The following is a 15,963-nucleotide window of genomic DNA, read 5'->3' as shown; positions in this document are numbered from 1 at the left end:
ACATCGGCAGCCAGGGCGCGTTGTTCGACACCCCCATCCTGGTTCCGCCGCAGGCCGCCATGCTGGGGGCCGGGGCGGGCGCTTTCTGCGCCTGCTGCTTCTTTTCCGCCGCCGCGAGCACGTCCTGCTTGCGGATGCGGCCACCGACGCCGGTGCCGGTGATCTCCGCCAGGTCGATGCCGTTCTCGGTGGCCAGCTTGCGCACCAGCGGGGTCACGTAGGGGGCGCCGTCCTGACCCGAGCCGCCAGGCTCGGCGGCCGGCTGTGCTTGCGCCGGAGCGGCTTTCGGCGCGGGCGCCGGCTGGGACACCGGCTGCGGTTCGGGCTTCGCCTCGGCCGTGGGTGGTTCGGCCTTGGGCGGTTCGGGTGCCGGCTCGGGCTTGGGTTCCGGTTTGGGAGCGGGCGGGGGAGTCGGGGCGGACGGGGCCTCGGAGCCGGTGCCGATCCGCGCCAGCTCCCCGCCGACCGGCACGGTGGCGTCCTCCTCGGCGGTGATGCTGACCAGGACGCCGGCCACCGGTGAGGGAATCTCGGTGTCCACCTTGTCAGTCGACACCTCGACCAGCGCCTCGTCGACGCCGACCGAGTCGCCGACCTTCTTCAGCCAGCGGGTCACCGTGCCCTCGGTCACCGACTCGCCCAGCTCGGGCATCAGCACCGGGGTTGCGTCGCCGCCACCGGAACTCTGCGGCGCCCACCCCGGCGCCGGCGCTGGCGCACCTGCGCGGCACCACGCAGAAGGCGAGCCGGATTCGCCAGCTCACCGCCAACAAGACCCGGGAATCCCTGCAGGCCACCGCCCAGCTGACGCAGACGCACGAGGTCGACATGACCCGGATCGTCGGGTTGCGGGCCAGGGCGAAGTCCGCCTTCGCCGAGCGCGAGGGGGTCAACCTGACCTTCCTGCCGTTCATCGCCAGGGCGGTGATCGATGCGCTGAAGATCCACCCCAACATCAACGCCAGCTACAACGAGCAGACCAAGGAGATCACCTACTACGACGCCGAACATCTGGGCTTCGCCGTCGACACCGACCAGGGGCTGCTCTCCCCCGTCATCCACAACGCCGGCGACCTGTCGCTGGCCGGGTTGGCCCGCGCCATCGCCGACATCGCGGCGCGCGCCCGATCCGGTGACCTCAAGCCCGACGAGCTGTCCGGCGGCACCTTCACGATCACCAACATCGGCAGCCAGGGCGCGTTGTTCGACACCCCCATCCTGGTTCCGCCGCAGGCCGCCATGCTGGGCACCGGGGCGATCGTGAAGCGGCCCCGGGTGATCGTCGACGAATTCGGCAACGAGTCCATCGGCGTCCGCTCCATCTGCTATCTCCCGCTGACCTACGACCATCGGCTCATCGACGGCGCTGACGCCGGACGTTTCCTCACCACGATCAAGCACCGACTCGAAGAGGGAGCGTTCGAGGCCGACTTGGGTCTTTAGGAGGACTGGCGAACCGTGGCCAAGCCCGTCATCGCCATCGCGGGTTCATCCGGCCTGATCGGATCCGCCTTGACCGCGGCCCTGCGTGCCGCCGACCACCGGGTGTTGCGCATCGTGCGCCGGGCACCGTCGAACGCCGACGAGCTGCACTGGAACCCCGAGAGCGGCGAATTCGACGTCGACGCGATCAGCGATGTCGACGCCGTCGTCAACCTGTGCGGCGTCAACGTCGGACAGCGTCGCTGGTCGGGCGCCTTCAAGCAGAGCCTGAGGGACAGCCGCATCGCGCCCACCGAGGTGCTGGCGCATGCCGTCGCCGACGCCGGGGTGGCGACCCTGGTCAACGCCAGCGCGGTGGGCTACTACGGGGACACCAAGGACCGCGTGGTCGACGAAAACGACCGCGCGGGAAAGGGTTTCCTGGCCCAGCTCTGTGAGGACTGGGAAGCCGCGACGCTGCCCGCCCAATACGGCGGCGCCCGGGTGGTGCTGGCCCGCACCGGGCTGGTGTTCTCCCCCGCGGGCGGCGCGTTGGGTCGGTTGCGGCCATTGTTCCGGACGGGTCTCGGCGCCCGGCTGGGCAGCGGCCGTCAATACATGTCGTGGATCACCCTGGAGGACGAGGTGCGCGCGCTGCTGTTCGCCATCACCAACCCCGCGCTGTCCGGCCCGGTGAACATGACCGGACCCGCGCCCGTCACCAACGCCGAATTCACCACCGCCTTCGGCCGCGCCGTCAACCGCCCGACCCCGTTGATGGTTCCGGGTTTCGCGGCGCGGGCCGTGCTTGGCGAGTTCGCCGACGAGGGCGTACTCACGGGTCAGCGCGCCATCCCGTCCGCGCTCGAGCGGGCCGGTTTCGAGTTCCACCACAACACGATTGGCGAGGCGCTCGGCTACGCCACCGCCCAGCGCGACCACGACTAGCGCCGCGCCGTGACGCCCCGTCGCGGCTCGCCGGCCCGGCGAGTACCGTCGCGAACGTGATCGATTCCATCCGGTCCAGCCGGGCCGCGATCGAGGTCCGCCAGCTCGGAACCGTCGACTACCGCGCGGCCTGGCAGCTGCAGCGCGAGCTGGCCGACGCCCGGGTCGCCGGCGGCGGCGACACGCTGCTGCTGCTCGAGCATCCGCCCGTCTACACCGCGGGGCGGCGCACCGAGCCGCACGAACGACCGGTGAACGGCACGCCCGTCGTCGACACCGACCGTGGCGGGAAGATCACCTGGCACGGCCCGGGGCAGCTGGTCGGGTACCCGATCATCGGCCTGAGCGAGCCGCTCGACGTGGTGAATTACGTCCGGCGCCTCGAGGAGGCGCTGATCAAGGTGTGCGGCGACCTGGGGCTGGAGACCTGCCGGGTGCACGGCCGGTCCGGGGTGTGGGTGGCGGGCAGCGCCGGCCGGCCAGACCGCAAGGTCGGCGCCATCGGCGTCCGGGTCTCGCGGGCGACCACCCTGCACGGGTTCGCGCTCAACTGCGACTGCGACCTCGCCGCGTTCGGCACGATCGTGCCGTGTGGCATCAGCGACGCCGGCGTGACGTCCTTGTCGGCCGAGTTGCGGCGCCCGGTGGCGGTCGACGACGTCCGCGCGGCCGTCGCCGACGCCGTCTGCGACGCCCTCGACGGGGTCCTGCCGGTCCGGGAACACCCCGGCACGCGCGTAGCATCAGCCATGTGACTGTCGCACCGGAGGGCCGCAAACTGCTGCGCCTCGAGGTCCGCAACGCGCAAACCCCGATCGAGCGCAAGCCGCCGTGGATCAAGGTGCGGGCCCGGATGGGACCCGAATACACGCAGCTGAAGGGCCTGGTTCGGCGCGAGGGGCTGCACACGGTCTGCGAGGAGGCCGGCTGCCCCAACATCTTCGAGTGCTGGGAAGACCGCGAGGCCACGTTCCTGATCGGCGGCGACCAGTGCACCCGGCGCTGCGACTTCTGCCAGATCGACACGGGCAAGCCCGCGGACCTGGATCGCGACGAGCCGAGGCGCGTCGCCGAGAGCGTGCTGACCATGGGCTTGCGCTACGCCACGATCACCGGGGTGGCCCGCGACGACCTGCCCGACGGCGGGGCCTGGCTGTACGCCGAGACGGTGCGCGCGATCAAAGAGCTCAACCCGTCGACGGGTGTGGAGCTGTTGATTCCCGACTTCAACGGTGAGCCCACGCGGCTTGCCGAGGTGTTCGAGTCGCGCCCGGAAGTGTTGGCGCACAACGTCGAAACCGTGCCGCGGATTTTCAAGCGGATCCGGCCGGCCTTCAGCTACCAACGCAGCCTGGACGTCATCACCGCGGCGCGCGACGCCGGGCTGGTCACCAAGAGCAACCTCATCCTCGGGTTGGGCGAGACCCCCGACGAGGTGCGCACCGCCCTGGCCGACCTGCGGGGCGCCGGTTGCGACATCGTCACCATCACCCAGTACCTGCGTCCGTCCACCCGGCACCACCCGGTCGAGCGCTGGGTGCGGCCCGAGGAGTTCGTCGAGTTCGCCCGCGACGCGGAGGGGCTGGGCTTCTCCGGCGTGCTGGCCGGGCCGCTGGTCCGGTCGTCCTACCGGGCGGGCCGGCTCTACGAGCAAGCGGCCCGCGCCCGCGCCTGAAGCCGCCGCGCCGCCGTCGCGGTTCGCGCCGATACGTATTCTTTGACTATGGCTAAACCCCGCACCGCCGCTGAGAACAAGGCCGCCCGGGCACAGGCGCAGGCCGCGCGCAAGGCTGCCGCGAAGGAGCGCCGCGCCCAGCTGTGGCAGGCGTTCAACCTGCAGCGCCGCGAGGACAAGCGGCTGCTGCCCTACATGATCGCCGCCTTCGTCGTCATCGTGGCCATCTCGGTGGCGGTCGGTGTGTGGGCCGGCGGCCTGACGATGTTCACCGTGATCCCGTTCGGCGTGGTGCTGGGCGCGCTGGCGGCGTTCATCGTTTTCGGTCGCCGCGCGCAGAAGAGCGTCTACAGCAAGGCCGAGGGCCAAACCGGTGCGGCCGCATGGGCTTTGGACAACCTGCGGGGCAAGTGGCGGGTGACGCCCGGGGTGGCCGCGACCGGTCATCTCGACGCGGTGCACCGGGTGATCGGCCGGCCCGGCGTCATCCTGGTCGGCGAAGGATCCTCGGCCCGGGTCCGGCCGCTGCTGGCCCAGGAGAAGAAGCGCACCGCGCGGCTGATCGGCGATGTGCCGATCTACGACCTGGTCGTCGGCAACGGCGACGACGAGGTTCCGCTGTCCAAGTTGGAGCGCCACCTCAACCGCCTGCCGGCCAACATCACCGCCAAACAGATGGACACGCTGGAGTCCCGGCTGGCCGCGCTGGGGACGCGGGCCGGCGCCGCCGTCCTGCCGAAGGGGCCGCTCCCCAACGCCGGCAAGATGCGCGGTGTGCAGCGCACCGTGCGCCGGAAGTAGCGCCACCGCCGCTATCGGGTTCGCCGATCGGTCAGCGCCGCACCACCGCCGTCGCCGTCAGCCGGTCCTGCATGCCGCGGCCGTCCCAATCGGTGAACAAGGCCGGGACGACCATCCCGACGAGCGCGCCCCGCACCATCGCCCGCACGACGCCGACCGCGCCGCGCCCGTCGACCGTCACCACCTGCAGACCCAGCGCCAGCTGGCCGGGCGTGAAGCCGAACAGCCGCACCGAGACCACGCCGAGCACGAACCAGATGCCCAGCACCGCCGTCGCCAACGTGTGTTCGGAGAAGACGCCGAAGCGCATGGCCAGCGCCGCCAGCCCATAGGAGATCAGCCAGTCGATCATCAGCGCGCCCAGCCGGCGCCCCATCGGGGCCAGCGACCCCGGCCCGGTCTGCGGCAGCCCCAGCCGCTCGCCGGGATAGGTGGACGGGGAGTTCTGCGTCATCGTGTGGGACCGGGCTTCGACGCGGCGACGAGCGCGTTGCGCAACCCCGGCGGAACGCTGCGGCCGGGCAGCGGAAGCGATACGATCCAGCGGTCCATGGCCCCACAATAGAACCCACCGGTGACGGCGCCTCTTTTGTGAACAACATGGGTCGCGTAACGTGCGCGCAACACGGGGTTGACTGGCGGGCAACATCTGCTCCATAGCGTCAGGCCGCGGATCTCACCAAGTAAAGGAGCATTTCTGTGACGGAAACGACGCCCGACGACGTTTTCAAACTCGTCAAGGACGAGGACGTCGAGTTTGTCGACGTCCGGTTCTGTGACTTGCCAGGCATCATGCAGCACTTCACGATTCCGGTTTCGTTTTTCGATGAGAGCGTCTTCGAGGATGGCCTGGCCTTCGACGGCTCCTCGATTCGCGGATTCCAGTCCATCCACGAATCCGACATGCTGCTCCTGCCCGACCCCGCGACGGCGCAGATCGACCTGTTCACCGAACACAAGACGCTGAACCTGAACTTCTTCGTGCACGACCCATTCACGCTCGAGCCCTACTCGCGCGACCCGCGCAACATCGCCCGCAAGGCGGAGAACTACCTGATCAGCACCGGGGTCGCGGACACCGCCTACTTCGGCGCCGAGGCCGAGTTCTACATCTTCGACTCGGTCAGCTTCGACTCGCGCACCAACGGCTCCTTCTACGAGGTGGACGCGATCTCCGGCTGGTGGAACACCGGCGAGCCCACCGAGAACGACGGCACCCCCAACCGCGGCTACAAGGTGCGCCCCAAGGGCGGGTACTTCCCGGTCGCTCCGGTCGACCACTACGTGGACCTGCGCGCGCAGATGCTGTCGAACCTCATCAAGGCCGGCTTCAGCCTGGAGAAGGGCCACCACGAGGTGGGCAGCGGCGGGCAGGCCGAGATCAACTACAAGTTCAACACGCTGCTGCACGCCGCCGACGACATGCAGCTGTACAAGTACATCGTCAAGAACACCGCCTGGCAGAACGGCAAGACCGTCACCTTCATGCCCAAGCCGCTGTTCGGTGACAACGGGTCCGGCATGCACACGCACCAGTCGCTGTGGAAGGACGGCAGCCCGTTGATGTACGACGAGACCGGCTACGCCGGCCTGTCGGACACCGCGCGGCACTACATCGGCGGGTTGTTGCACCACGCCCCGTCGCTGCTGGCCTTCACCAACCCGACCGTCAACTCCTACAAGCGACTGGTCCCGGGCTACGAGGCGCCGATCAACCTGGTCTACAGCCAGCGGAACCGCTCGGCGTGTGTGCGCATCCCGATCACCGGCAGCAACCCGAAGGCCAAGCGCCTCGAGTTCCGTTGCCCCGACTCGTCGGGCAACCCGTACCTGGCGTTCTCGGCCATGCTGATGGCCGGGCTGGACGGCATCAAGAACAAGATCGAGCCGCAGGCGCCGGTGGACAAGGACCTCTACGAGCTGCCGCCGGAAGAGGCCGCCAACATCCCGCAGGCTCCCACCCAGCTGTCCGCGGTGATCGACCGGCTGGAAGAGGACCACGAATACCTCACGGAGGGCGGCGTTTTCACGCCCGACCTGATCGAAACGTGGATCAGCTTCAAGCGTGAGAACGAGATCCTGCCGGTGCAGATCCGCCCGCACCCGTACGAGTTCGCGCTGTACTACGACGTTTAATCCGCAAACGAAACCACCCGCGTCGGCAGCCGCCGCGCGGGTGGTTTCGTTTCGGCGACGCCCCAGGACAGCGGCCGGCGCGGAGCCCCGCTGCCAACCCGAAGCGGACGGCAACACCGCGATGACCCAAGTTGCCGCGGCCAGCTCGTTGGGTTAGCCACACTCCATGGGGTGCGCCGCGCGAGGGGTTTCACGATCACGCCCTCCGGCGGCGGGCCGCCCGACACCAAAAGCGCGCCGGCGCAATGAGAACGGTCGACGGCGCGGCGCTCGTCGAACCCGAAAGTTAAGACGAAAAGTCTTGCGGCCGCAACGGATGGGGGGCTAGCTTCAAGCGCATGACAATCAGCACCGCACAAGCAATGGTCGAGGGCCGCGTAGGCGGCGGAGCAGGCGGAGGGTTCGTCGGTGGCGGAGCCGGCGGGGGCCGCTTCGGCGGCGGAGCCGGCGGAGGGTTCGTCGGTGGCGGTGCCGGCGGGGGCTTCGTCGGTGGCGGTGCCGGCGGGGGCCGCTAACCGCTCACACGATCGGGCTGGGCGGCTCGTCGGGATCGACGGGGCCACCCAGGTCGAGTTGCATCCACGCGACGTCGTGCCAGCGGCCGCGCTTCCATTGGACGCGTCGATATAGGCCGGCGTCGCGAAACCCGAACGACCGGTGAAACCCGTTGCTGGCCTCGTTCGGTTGAGTGATGCCGGCGACAGCTTGGCGGTAGCCGCGATCCGTGAGCCGGCGCAGTAGCGCCGTATACAGCTCACGGCCGGCGCCCGTGCGCTGACGGTCGGCGTCGACATAGATTCCGGTCTCGACCGACCACTGGAAGCTCGGCAGCCGCTTGAGCAGATGGGCGTAGGCGAAACCGACGAGCCGGCCGTCCCGTTCGAACACCAGCCATTCGTGTGCGTCGGCGATGCGGGCGGCCATCTCCGCGACGCTTGGGACCTCGATTTCCCAGCTGATGGCCGTGTCCTCGACGTACGGGCGATAGATCGCGCGGCACGCCTCGGCATCCTGTGTGGACGCCGGACGCACCCGGCCGATCGGCATGCCCGTCATTGTTCCAGGCCGGCAACGGATTACCAGCCGGCGCCCATGGCTCGAACACGCGAGACTTAAACCATGGCGCTCCATTGCGGCGTGTCGTCGCCATAGGTTAAGTGTCGCGGCGAGCCGGCGGGGTCACGACCGGCCATCCACCGCGTCGAACACGCGAGACTTAAACCATGGCGCTCCATTGCGGCGTGTCGTCGCCATAGGTTAAGTGTCGCGGCGACAAGGCGGGTCACGACCGGCCATCCACCGCGATCGAACACGCGAGACTGAAACTAGGGCGCTCCATTGCGGCGTGTCGTCGCCATAGGTTAAGTGTCGCGGCGACAAGGCGAGAAGCCCAGAGCTAGCCGTCGAGCGCCAGGTCCTTGCGGAAGCGCTGCATGCCGTCGATCTTGTCGTCCAGCGACGCGTCCGGACCGGCGTAGAACATCCACGGCATGGTGATGATGCCGGTGATGCCGGCGTCGGCGGCGCGTTGGTAGTCGGCGGTGGTGAAGGCGTCGGTCAGCGGCGTCAGAACGGTGAAATCGTCCATCGACAAACCCTTTTCGGCCCTCAGCTCCCGCAACTTGCCGACGGCCTCGATGGCGCGTTCGGTCTTGATCAGGTCGCCGATCCAGCCGTCGTTGCGGGCGGCACGGCGCAGCGCGATGTCGCTGAGCCCCCCGACATACACCGGTATCGGCGGCGGCGTGGGCTCCATTTCCAACCGCGGGGCGCGATAGAACGAACCCTCGAACTCCGTCCAGCCCGGCTGCCACAGCGCCCGCATCAAGTCGATGATCTCGTCGGTCCGCTTCCCACGGGCCTCGAACCGCTCCCCCATCAACGCGAACTCCTCGCGGCACCAGCCGACGCCGATCCCGAGCTCCACCCGGCCCGATGCCAGAACCGCCGCGGTGCCAATGGCTTTGGCGGCCGAGTAGGGGTTGCGCATCGCGGGGATGTAAACGGTGTTGACGAAGCGCAGCCGCGTGGTCACTTGGGCCAGCGCGCCGATGAGCACCCACGGATCGGGCCAATCGGTGAACGGCTGCCAGCGTCGCTCCCCGTCCTTGGTGTACGGGTACGGGGTGTCCAGGGTCTCCAGGTTGACGACGTGGTCGGGGATCCCGATGCCGTCGTAGCCGAGTTCGTCGGCGGCCTTGGCTAGCTCGATGATCTCCCGGGTGTTCAAAAAGGCGCTGCTGATGTAGAACTTCATTCGGCTTCCCGCGCCCACGCCGGCTCGATGAACACGCCCTCGGCCTCCACGGTGACGCCCGCCGCATCCGAAATCGTGCCGCGCGCAAAGACTTTGCGGCCTTCCTTTCCTTCGACCCACGCCTCGCAGCGAAGCGGGCCCAGCGGCGTGCCGCGCAGGTACTTCACGGTGATGGTGCCGGTAAAACGCGCCTTGGACAGGCCCTCACTGGCCGCCTCGCCGAGCATGTGGTCGAGCACCAGGGCGCTGACGCCGCCGTGCACCAGCTTGGGCGGCCCCTCGTACGCCGTCCCCAGCACGAACTCGCTCCAGCAGCGGCCGCCCCCGTCGTGGTGGACGACGATCGGCGGTGCGATCGGGTTGCACACGCCGATCGCGGCGTTGCCCAGCGGCAGCGGGCGGCCGTTGACGCGGTAGCTCACGCCTTCGGGGCGGGTGCGTTGCCGCAACGAAGCGGTGACCGCCTCGATCGCCGAGCGCGCCTCGGCGACGACGTCGTCGCCGACCTCGGTGCGGATGGTGGCGTCGACGAGCTCGCGCACGGCGTCGGCCAGCGGGGCGTACAGGGCGGTCACTCGGTCAGCCTCCGCCGCGTCGAGCACCTCGAATGTGGCGTCCAACGCGCCGGTCTCCTGACTCAACTCCCAAACACCTTTCGTACCACGGCTTTTGCCCGTCTCGTCACCCGCAGATAGTTGTCCAGGAACTCCCCGCCGTCGTCGGTGGGCCAGCCCGCGGCCACCGCGACCGCGTTGAGCTGGCGCCCCGGACCCGGCAGCTGATCGGTCGGCTTGCCGCGGACCAGCACCAGCGCGTTGCGGGCCCGGGTGGCCGTCAGCCACGCCTGCCGCAGCAGGTCGACCTCCTCGGCCGGCACCAGCTCGGCCGCCGCGATCGCGTCGAGGCATTGCAGCGTCGAAGTGTTGTGCAGGGCGGGAATCTCGTGCGCGTGCCGCAACTGCATCAGCTGCACGGTCCATTCCACGTCGGCCAGTCCCCCGCGGCCGAGCTTGGTGTGCGTGTTCGGATCGGCGCCGCGCGGCAACCGCTCGGCGTCGACCCGGGCCTTGATGCGCCGGATCTCCCGCACCGCGTCGGCGGACACCCCGTCGGCGGGGTAGCGGGTCTTGTCGGCCATCAACAAGAACCGCTGGCCCAGGTCCGCGTCGCCGGCGACCGCGTGCGCCCGCAACAGGGCCTGGATCTCCCACGGCTGCGCCCACTGCGCGTAGTAGGCGGCATAGGAACCCAGCGTGCGCACCAGCGGACCCTGACGGCCCTCGGGCCGCAGGTTGGCGTCCACCTCCAGAGGCGGATCGACGCTGGGTGTGCCCAGCAGCGTGCGCACCTGCTCGGCGACCGTCGTCGACCACCGGATGGCCACCGAGTCCTCGACACCGGGCGCCGCCTCGCACACGAACATCACGTCGGCATCGGACCCGTAGCCCAGCTCGGCGCCGCCCAGCCGGCCCATGCCGATCACCGCGATGGCCGCCGGCGCCTTGCCGTCCTTGGGAAGGTTGGCGCGAATGATGGCGTCCAGAGCGGCTTGCAGCACCGCCACCCACACCGAGGTGAGTGCCCGGCACACGTCGGTGACCTCGAGGAAGCCGAGCAGATCGGCCGACCCGATGCGGGCCAGTTCCCGGCGGCGCAGCGTGCGGGCGGCGGCGATCGCGCGCACCGCATCGGGGTGCCGGCCGGCCGAGGCGATCAGCGCCCGGGACACCGCGGCGGGGTCCGTCTCGAGCAGTTTGGGCCCGGCGGGACCGTCGCTGTAGTCCTGAATCACCCTGGGCGCGCGCATCAACAGATCCGGCACGTAGGCGGAGGTGCCCAGCACATGCATGAGCCGCTTGGCCACCGCGGGCTTGTCGCGCAGCGTCGACAGGTACCAGGTCTCCGCGGCCAGCGCCTCGGACAGGCGGCGGTAGGCCAACAGCCCGCCGTCGGGGTCGGGGGCGTACGACATCCAGTTCAGCAGCCGGGGCAACAGCACCGACTGCACACGGCCCCGCCGGCCGCTCTGGTTGACCAGCGCCGACATGTGTTTCAGCGCGGTCTGCGGCCCCTCGTAGCCGAGCGCGGCGAGCTGCCGCTCGGCGGCCTCCGCGGTCATGCCGTGCCCGATCTCCAGGCCGGCCGGACCGATCGACTCCAGCAGCGGCTGGTAGAAGAGCTTGGCGTGCAGCTGGGACACCCGCAGGTTCTGGTGCCGCAGCTCCTGACGCAGCACGCCCGCGGCGTCGTTGCGGCCATCGGGCCGGATGTGCGCGGCGCGCGCCAGCCAGCGCACCGCCTCCTCGTCCTCGGCCTCCGGCAACAGGTGGGTGCGCTTGAGCCGCTGCAGCTGCAGCCGGTGTTCGAGCAGGCGCAGGAACTCGTAGGAAGCGGTCAGGTTCGCGGCGTCCTCGCGCCCGACGTACCCGCCCTGACCCAGCGCGGCCAGCGCGTCCACCGTGGACGCCACGTGCAGCGACTCGTCGCTGCGGCCGTGCACCAGTTGCAACAGTTGCACCGCGAACTCCACGTCGCGCAGGCCGCCGCTGCCCAGTTTGATCTCGCGGCCGCGCACGTCGGCGGGCACCAACTGCTCGACCCGGCGGCGCATGGCCTGCACCTCGACCACGAAATCCTCACGCTCACAAGCGACCCAGACCATCGGCATCAGCGCGCTCAGGTACCGCTCGGCGAGTTCCTGATCACCAACGGCGGCGCGGGCTTTCAGCAACGCCTGGAACTCCCACGTTTTCGCCCAGCGCTGGTAGTAGGCGATGTGCGATTCGACCGTGCGGACCAGCTCACCGCTGCGCCCCTCCGGCCGCAGCCCGGCGTCGACCTGGAAGAAGGCCGACGAGGCCACCCGCATCATCTCGCTGGCCAGCCGGGTGGTCAGCGCGTCGGCCCGCTCACCGACGAAGATGACGTCGACGTCGCTGACGTAATTCAGTTCGCGGGCACCGCATTTGCCCATCGCGATGACGGCCAGCCGGGGTGGCGTCCGGTCGCCGCACACGGTCGCCTCGGCCAGCCGCAGCGCGGCGGCCATCGCGGCGTCCGCCAGATCGGACAGCTGGGCGCCCACCACGGTGAACGGCAGCACCGGTTCGTCCTCGACCGTCGCGGCCAGATCGAGCGCGGCCAGCAGCAGAAGGTGATCCCGGTACAGGGTTTGCAGGCGCTGCACGGCGGAGGCGGGGTCCGCCGACACCTCGTCGACGCACGCGGTGAACGACGCGCACAGCTCCTCGTGCGAGGGCAGTTTCGCCTTGCCGCGCAGCAGTTTCCACGACTGCGGGTGCACGGCCAGGTGGTCCCCCAGCGCCAGCGACGAGCCGAGCACCGCGAACAGCCGCCCGCGCAGCGGGCGCTCGGTGAGCAGCGCGGCGTTGAGCTCGTCCCAGCCGGTCTCGGGGTTCTCGGCCAGCCGGATCAGCGCGCGCAGCGCGGCGTCGGGGTCGGGTGCGCGCGACAGCGACCACAGCAGGTCGACGTGGGCCTGGTCGTCGTGGTCATACCAGCCGAGCTGGGTCAGGCGATCGCCCGCCGGAGGATCGACCAAGCCGAGCCGCCCCACGCTGGGCAGCCGGGGGCGCTGCGTCGCGGGTTTGGTCACGACCACGACGGTATCGCAACCCGCGTACCCGGCAGGGGTAAGGCGGGCACGCGTCGATTACAGCGACAGGTAGGTGCTCAGCTCGTACGGCGTGACGTGGCTGCGGTAGTTCGCCCACTCCGTGCGTTTGTTGCGCAGGAAGAAGTCGAAAACGTGCTCCCCCAACGTTTCCGCGACGAGCTCGGAGGACTCCATGGCACGCAGCGCGCTGTCCAGGCTGGTGGGCAGCTCGCGGTAGCCCATCGCGATCCGCTCCTCGGGGGTCAGGTCCCAAACGTTGTCCTCGGCCTGCGGCCCCAGCACGTAGCCCTTCTCCACCCCGCGCAGCCCGGCGGCGAGCAGCACGGCGTAGGCCAGATACGGGTTGCAGGCCGAGTCCGGGCTGCGCACCTCGATGCGCCGCGACGACGTCTTGTGCGGGGTGTACATCGGCACCCGCACCAGAGCCGACCGGTTCGCCGCGCCCCACGACGCCGCGGTGGGCGCCTCGCCCCCGTGCACCAGCCGCTTGTAGGAGTTGACCCATTGGTTGGTGACCGCGCTGATCTCGGAGGCGTGCTCGAGGATCCCGGCGATGAACGACTTGCCCACGTCGGACAGCTGCAGCGGGTCGTCCGGGCTGTGGAACGCGTTGACGTCGCCCTCGAACAGGCTCATGTGGGTGTGCATCGCCGAGCCGGGATGCTCGGCGAACGGCTTGGGCATGAAGGACGCGCGGGCGCCGTTCTCGATCGCGACCTCCTTGATGACGTAGCGGAACGTCATCACGTTGTCGGCCATCGACAGGGCGTCCGCGAAGCGCAGGTCGATCTCCTGCTGGCCGGGCGCGCCCTCGTGGTGGCTGAACTCCACGGAGATGCCCATGAATTCCAGCGCCTCGATGGCGTGCCGACGGAAGTTGGAGGCCGAGTCGTGCACCGCCTGGTCGAAGTAGCCGGCGGCGTCGACCGGAACCGGCCTCGACCCGTCGTCCGGGCCGGGCTTGAGCAAGAAGAATTCGATTTCGGGGTGCACGTAGCAGGAGAAGCCGAGGTCGTTGGCCTTCTGCAGCTGGCGGCGCAGCACGTGCCGCGGGTCCGCCCAGGACGGCGAGCCGTCCGGCATGGTGATGTCGCAGAACATGCGCGCGGAGTGATGGTGACCGGAGGGGGTGGCCCAGGGCAGCACCTGGAAGGTCGACGGGTCGGGGTTGGCCACCGTGTCGGATTCCGAGACCCGCGCGAAGCCCTCGATCGACGAGCCGTCGAAGCCGATGCCTTCCTCGAAGGCGCCTTCGAGTTCGGCCGGGGCGATGGCCACCGATTTGAGAGTGCCGAGCACATCGGTGAACCACAGCCGAACGAAGCGGATATCCCGCTCCTCCAGGGTGCGGAGGACGAATTCCTTCTGGCGATCCATAACCGAAACAGTAGGCAACGGCTGTTAATTCTGTGTTACCGACTCGCGATCGGAACCGTTGCGAACATTGCAAACATGCTGCTCAGTGCGGTCAGGGCTGGCACCGGTAGGCCGGGGGCGGCAGCGTGCCCGCGACGAGGTAGCGCGTGACGGCGGAGTCCACGCATTGGTCGCCGTTGAACACCGCGGTGTGCTGCGTCCCGTCGTAGGTGATCAGCGGCCCGCCCAGCTGGCGGGCGAGGTTGACCCCCGCCTGGTACGGGGTGGCGGGGTCGTGCGTGGTGGAGACGACGACGACCTTGCCGGCTGGGACGGGCGAGGCGGCGTGCGGCGTCGACGTGGCCGGCACCGGCCACAGCGCGCACAGGTCGCGCGGCGCGTTCCCGGTGAACTGGCCGTAGCTGAGGAACGGGGCCGCCTGGCGGATGCGCTGATCGGCGGACACCCAGCTCGCCGAGTCCTTCGGCGTGGGCGCGTCGACGCACCGGATCGCATTGAAAGCATCCTGATCGTTGGTGTAGTGCCCGCTGCGGTCGCGGCCCTCGTAGTCGTCGGCGAGCAGCAGCAGGTCACCCGCGTCGGTGCCGCGCTGCAGCCCGAGGAGCCCACTGGTCAGGTACTTCCAGTGCGCGGGGGTATACAGCGCGTTGATGGTGCCGGTGGTCGCGTCGGCGTAGCTCAGGCCGCGGGGGTCCGACGTGCGACCGGGCTTGGCCACCAGCGGGTCGACCAGCGCGTGGTAGCGGTTGACGAATTGGGCCGGGTCGGTGCCCAGCGGGCAGCCCGGCGAGCGGGCGCAGTCGGCGGCGTAGTCGTTGAAGGCGGTCTGGAATCCCGCCATCTGCTGGACGTTTTCGTCGACCGGGCCGACGGTCGGGTCGATCGCGCCGTCGAGCACCATGGTCCGAACGTGGGCGCCGAAGCGCTCTAGGTACGCGGTGCCGAGCTCGGTGCCGTAGCTGTAGCCGAGGTAGCTGATCTGATCGTCGCCGAGCGCCTGGCGGACCATGTCCATGTCGCGGGCCACCGACGCGGTGCCGACGTTGGCCAGAAAACCGGTCCCCATCCGGCTCACGCACTGCTGAGCCACCTGTTGATAGAGCTGTTCGATGTGCGCCACCCCGGCCGGGCTGTAGTCGACCATCGGCTCGCGCCGGTAGGCGTCGAACTCGGCGTCCGTCCGGCAGCGCAGGGCCGGGGTCGAGTGGCCCACTCCCCGCGGGTCGAAGCCGACCAGGTCGAAGTTGCGACGGATGGGCGAGCTCTGAAGATCCGACGCCATGCCGGCCACCATGTCGACCGCGGACCCGCCGGGTCCGCCCGGGTTGACCAACAGCGAGCCGATCCGTTGGCCGGTCGCCGGGACGCGGATCACCGCCAGCTTGGCTTGTGCCGCACCGGGATTGTCGTAGTCGACCGGGACGGAGACGGTGGTGCACTGCGCGGTCGGGATATCCTTTGTGTCCGTGGCGAATTGATCGCAACTCCCCCACAGCTGCGGCGCCGCGGCGGACGGCATCGGGGCCGGAGTCTGCCCCGCGCCGGGTTCGGGGGTCGCGCCGGCGACCTGTGGTGCCACCGCGGATTGCCCGACCAACAGCCCGAATGACAGCAGCGCCGAGCTCAAGGATCTCAGGCGCGACATGGCTGTCATCGTGTCAGCTTCGGGTACCCGAAGCGGCGCGAAACGGTTACGCCTTGGTCTCGCCT

Annotated in this window: 12 protein-coding genes and 3 pseudogenes; 7 read left to right on the top strand and 8 right to left on the bottom strand. The window is 69.6% G+C overall.

The features are described 5' to 3' along the window. Nucleotides 1-77 (top strand): annotated as a pseudogene (locus tag A5681_RS28195) (dihydrolipoamide succinyltransferase); the annotation flags it as partial. A gap of 86 nt (nucleotides 78-163) precedes the next feature. On the opposite strand, the pseudogene A5681_RS17915 reads toward A5681_RS28195, so the two are convergent. Then, a pseudogene (locus A5681_RS17915) lies at nucleotides 164-652 on the bottom strand (biotin/lipoyl-containing protein); the annotation flags it as partial. Here A5681_RS17915 and sucB point away from each other — a divergent pair. From sucB to A5681_RS17890, 5 genes and pseudogenes are all read left to right on the top strand, one after another. After that, nucleotides 622-1,443, top strand: a pseudogene (sucB, locus tag A5681_RS17910) (2-oxoglutarate dehydrogenase, E2 component, dihydrolipoamide succinyltransferase); the annotation flags it as partial. The pseudogenes A5681_RS17915 and sucB overlap by 31 nt on opposite strands. Before the next feature lie 15 nt (nucleotides 1,444-1,458). Next, nucleotides 1,459-2,370 carry a TIGR01777 family oxidoreductase gene (locus A5681_RS17905; protein ID WP_067277821.1) on the top strand — a complete coding sequence of 304 codons (912 nt, stop codon included), beginning with the start codon at nucleotides 1,459-1,461 and terminating at the stop codon, nucleotides 2,368-2,370. Nucleotides 2,371-2,426: 56 nt separating this feature from the next. After that, the gene (gene lipB / locus A5681_RS17900) at nucleotides 2,427-3,125 is read left to right on the top strand and encodes a lipoyl(octanoyl) transferase LipB (RefSeq protein WP_067277819.1); all 699 of its coding nucleotides are present in this window, start codon (nucleotides 2,427-2,429) and stop codon (nucleotides 3,123-3,125) included. Continuing rightward, nucleotides 3,122-4,045, top strand: coding sequence for a lipoyl synthase (gene lipA / locus A5681_RS17895; RefSeq protein WP_067277817.1), 924 nt, complete (start codon nucleotides 3,122-3,124; stop codon nucleotides 4,043-4,045). The genes lipB and lipA overlap by 4 nt, the downstream gene beginning before the upstream one ends. Nucleotides 4,046-4,093: 48 nt before the next feature. Then, nucleotides 4,094-4,846, top strand: a complete 753-nt coding sequence (locus tag A5681_RS17890; RefSeq protein WP_067277814.1) for a DUF4191 domain-containing protein — start codon at nucleotides 4,094-4,096, stop codon at nucleotides 4,844-4,846. Nucleotides 4,847-4,877: 31 nt separating this feature from the next. Here A5681_RS17890 and A5681_RS17885 read toward each other — a convergent pair whose 3' ends face one another. Continuing rightward, nucleotides 4,878-5,300, bottom strand: a complete 423-nt coding sequence (locus tag A5681_RS17885) for an RDD family protein (protein WP_067277812.1) — start codon at nucleotides 5,298-5,300, stop codon at nucleotides 4,878-4,880. Between the two features lie 245 nt (nucleotides 5,301-5,545). Between A5681_RS17885 and glnA (A5681_RS17880) the strand changes: the two genes are divergently transcribed. Then, complete coding sequence (glnA, locus tag A5681_RS17880) at nucleotides 5,546-6,982, top strand: type I glutamate--ammonia ligase (protein ID WP_067277809.1); 1,437 nt, start codon at nucleotides 5,546-5,548, stop codon at nucleotides 6,980-6,982. 519 nt (nucleotides 6,983-7,501) lie between these two features. On the opposite strand, the gene A5681_RS17875 is transcribed toward glnA (A5681_RS17880), so the two are convergent. From A5681_RS17875 to A5681_RS17850, 6 genes are all read right to left on the bottom strand, one after another. Then, nucleotides 7,502-8,029 (bottom strand): GNAT family N-acetyltransferase, encoded by a 528-nt coding sequence (locus A5681_RS17875; protein ID WP_067277807.1) that lies wholly within the window; start codon nucleotides 8,027-8,029, stop codon nucleotides 7,502-7,504. 349 nt (nucleotides 8,030-8,378) lie between these two features. After that, entirely contained in the window at nucleotides 8,379-9,239 is an 861-nt protein-coding gene (locus tag A5681_RS17870) for a TIGR03619 family F420-dependent LLM class oxidoreductase (protein WP_067277803.1), read from the bottom strand. Then, complete coding sequence (locus A5681_RS17865; protein ID WP_082968415.1) at nucleotides 9,236-9,880, bottom strand: PaaI family thioesterase; 645 nt, start codon at nucleotides 9,878-9,880, stop codon at nucleotides 9,236-9,238. The genes A5681_RS17870 and A5681_RS17865 overlap by 4 nt, the downstream gene beginning before the upstream one ends. Continuing rightward, nucleotides 9,877-12,861 (bottom strand): bifunctional [glutamine synthetase] adenylyltransferase/[glutamine synthetase]-adenylyl-L-tyrosine phosphorylase, encoded by a 2,985-nt coding sequence (locus A5681_RS17860; protein ID WP_067277800.1) that lies wholly within the window; start codon nucleotides 12,859-12,861, stop codon nucleotides 9,877-9,879. Before A5681_RS17860 ends, A5681_RS17865 begins: the two co-directional genes overlap by 4 nt. A 51-nt stretch (nucleotides 12,862-12,912) precedes the next feature. Continuing rightward, nucleotides 12,913-14,253, bottom strand: coding sequence for a type I glutamate--ammonia ligase (glnA, locus tag A5681_RS17855; RefSeq protein WP_067277798.1), 1,341 nt, complete (start codon nucleotides 14,251-14,253; stop codon nucleotides 12,913-12,915). 91 nt (nucleotides 14,254-14,344) lie between these two features. Next, the gene (locus A5681_RS17850; protein WP_156738035.1) at nucleotides 14,345-15,907 is read right to left on the bottom strand and encodes an alpha/beta hydrolase; all 1,563 of its coding nucleotides are present in this window, start codon (nucleotides 15,905-15,907) and stop codon (nucleotides 14,345-14,347) included. Nucleotides 15,908-15,963: the final 56 nt, after the last annotated feature.

It is taken from the genome of Mycobacterium scrofulaceum, from assembly GCF_001667885.1.
In the GTDB taxonomy this organism is placed as follows: domain Bacteria; phylum Actinomycetota; class Actinomycetes; order Mycobacteriales; family Mycobacteriaceae; genus Mycobacterium; species Mycobacterium scrofulaceum_C.
Note: the sequence above shows the minus strand (reverse complement) of the source record. Positions and strands in the feature narration are given on the sequence as shown.

Excerpts from the sequence above, each read along its gene's own strand:
- A5681_RS17890 (WP_067277814.1), top strand. The coding sequence starts at position 4,094 with ATGGCTAAACCCCGCACCGCCGCTGAGAACAAGGCCGCCCGGGCACAG.
- A5681_RS17885 (WP_067277812.1), bottom strand. The coding sequence starts at position 5,300 with ATGACGCAGAACTCCCCGTCCACCTATCCCGGCGAGCGGCTGGGGCTG.
- A5681_RS17875 (WP_067277807.1), bottom strand. The coding sequence starts at position 8,029 with ATGCCGATCGGCCGGGTGCGTCCGGCGTCCACACAGGATGCCGAGGCG.
- A5681_RS17870 (WP_067277803.1), bottom strand. The coding sequence starts at position 9,239 with ATGAAGTTCTACATCAGCAGCGCCTTTTTGAACACCCGGGAGATCATC.
- glnA (WP_067277798.1), bottom strand. The coding sequence starts at position 14,253 with ATGGATCGCCAGAAGGAATTCGTCCTCCGCACCCTGGAGGAGCGGGAT.
- A5681_RS17850 (WP_156738035.1), bottom strand. The coding sequence starts at position 15,907 with ATGACAGCCATGTCGCGCCTGAGATCCTTGAGCTCGGCGCTGCTGTCA.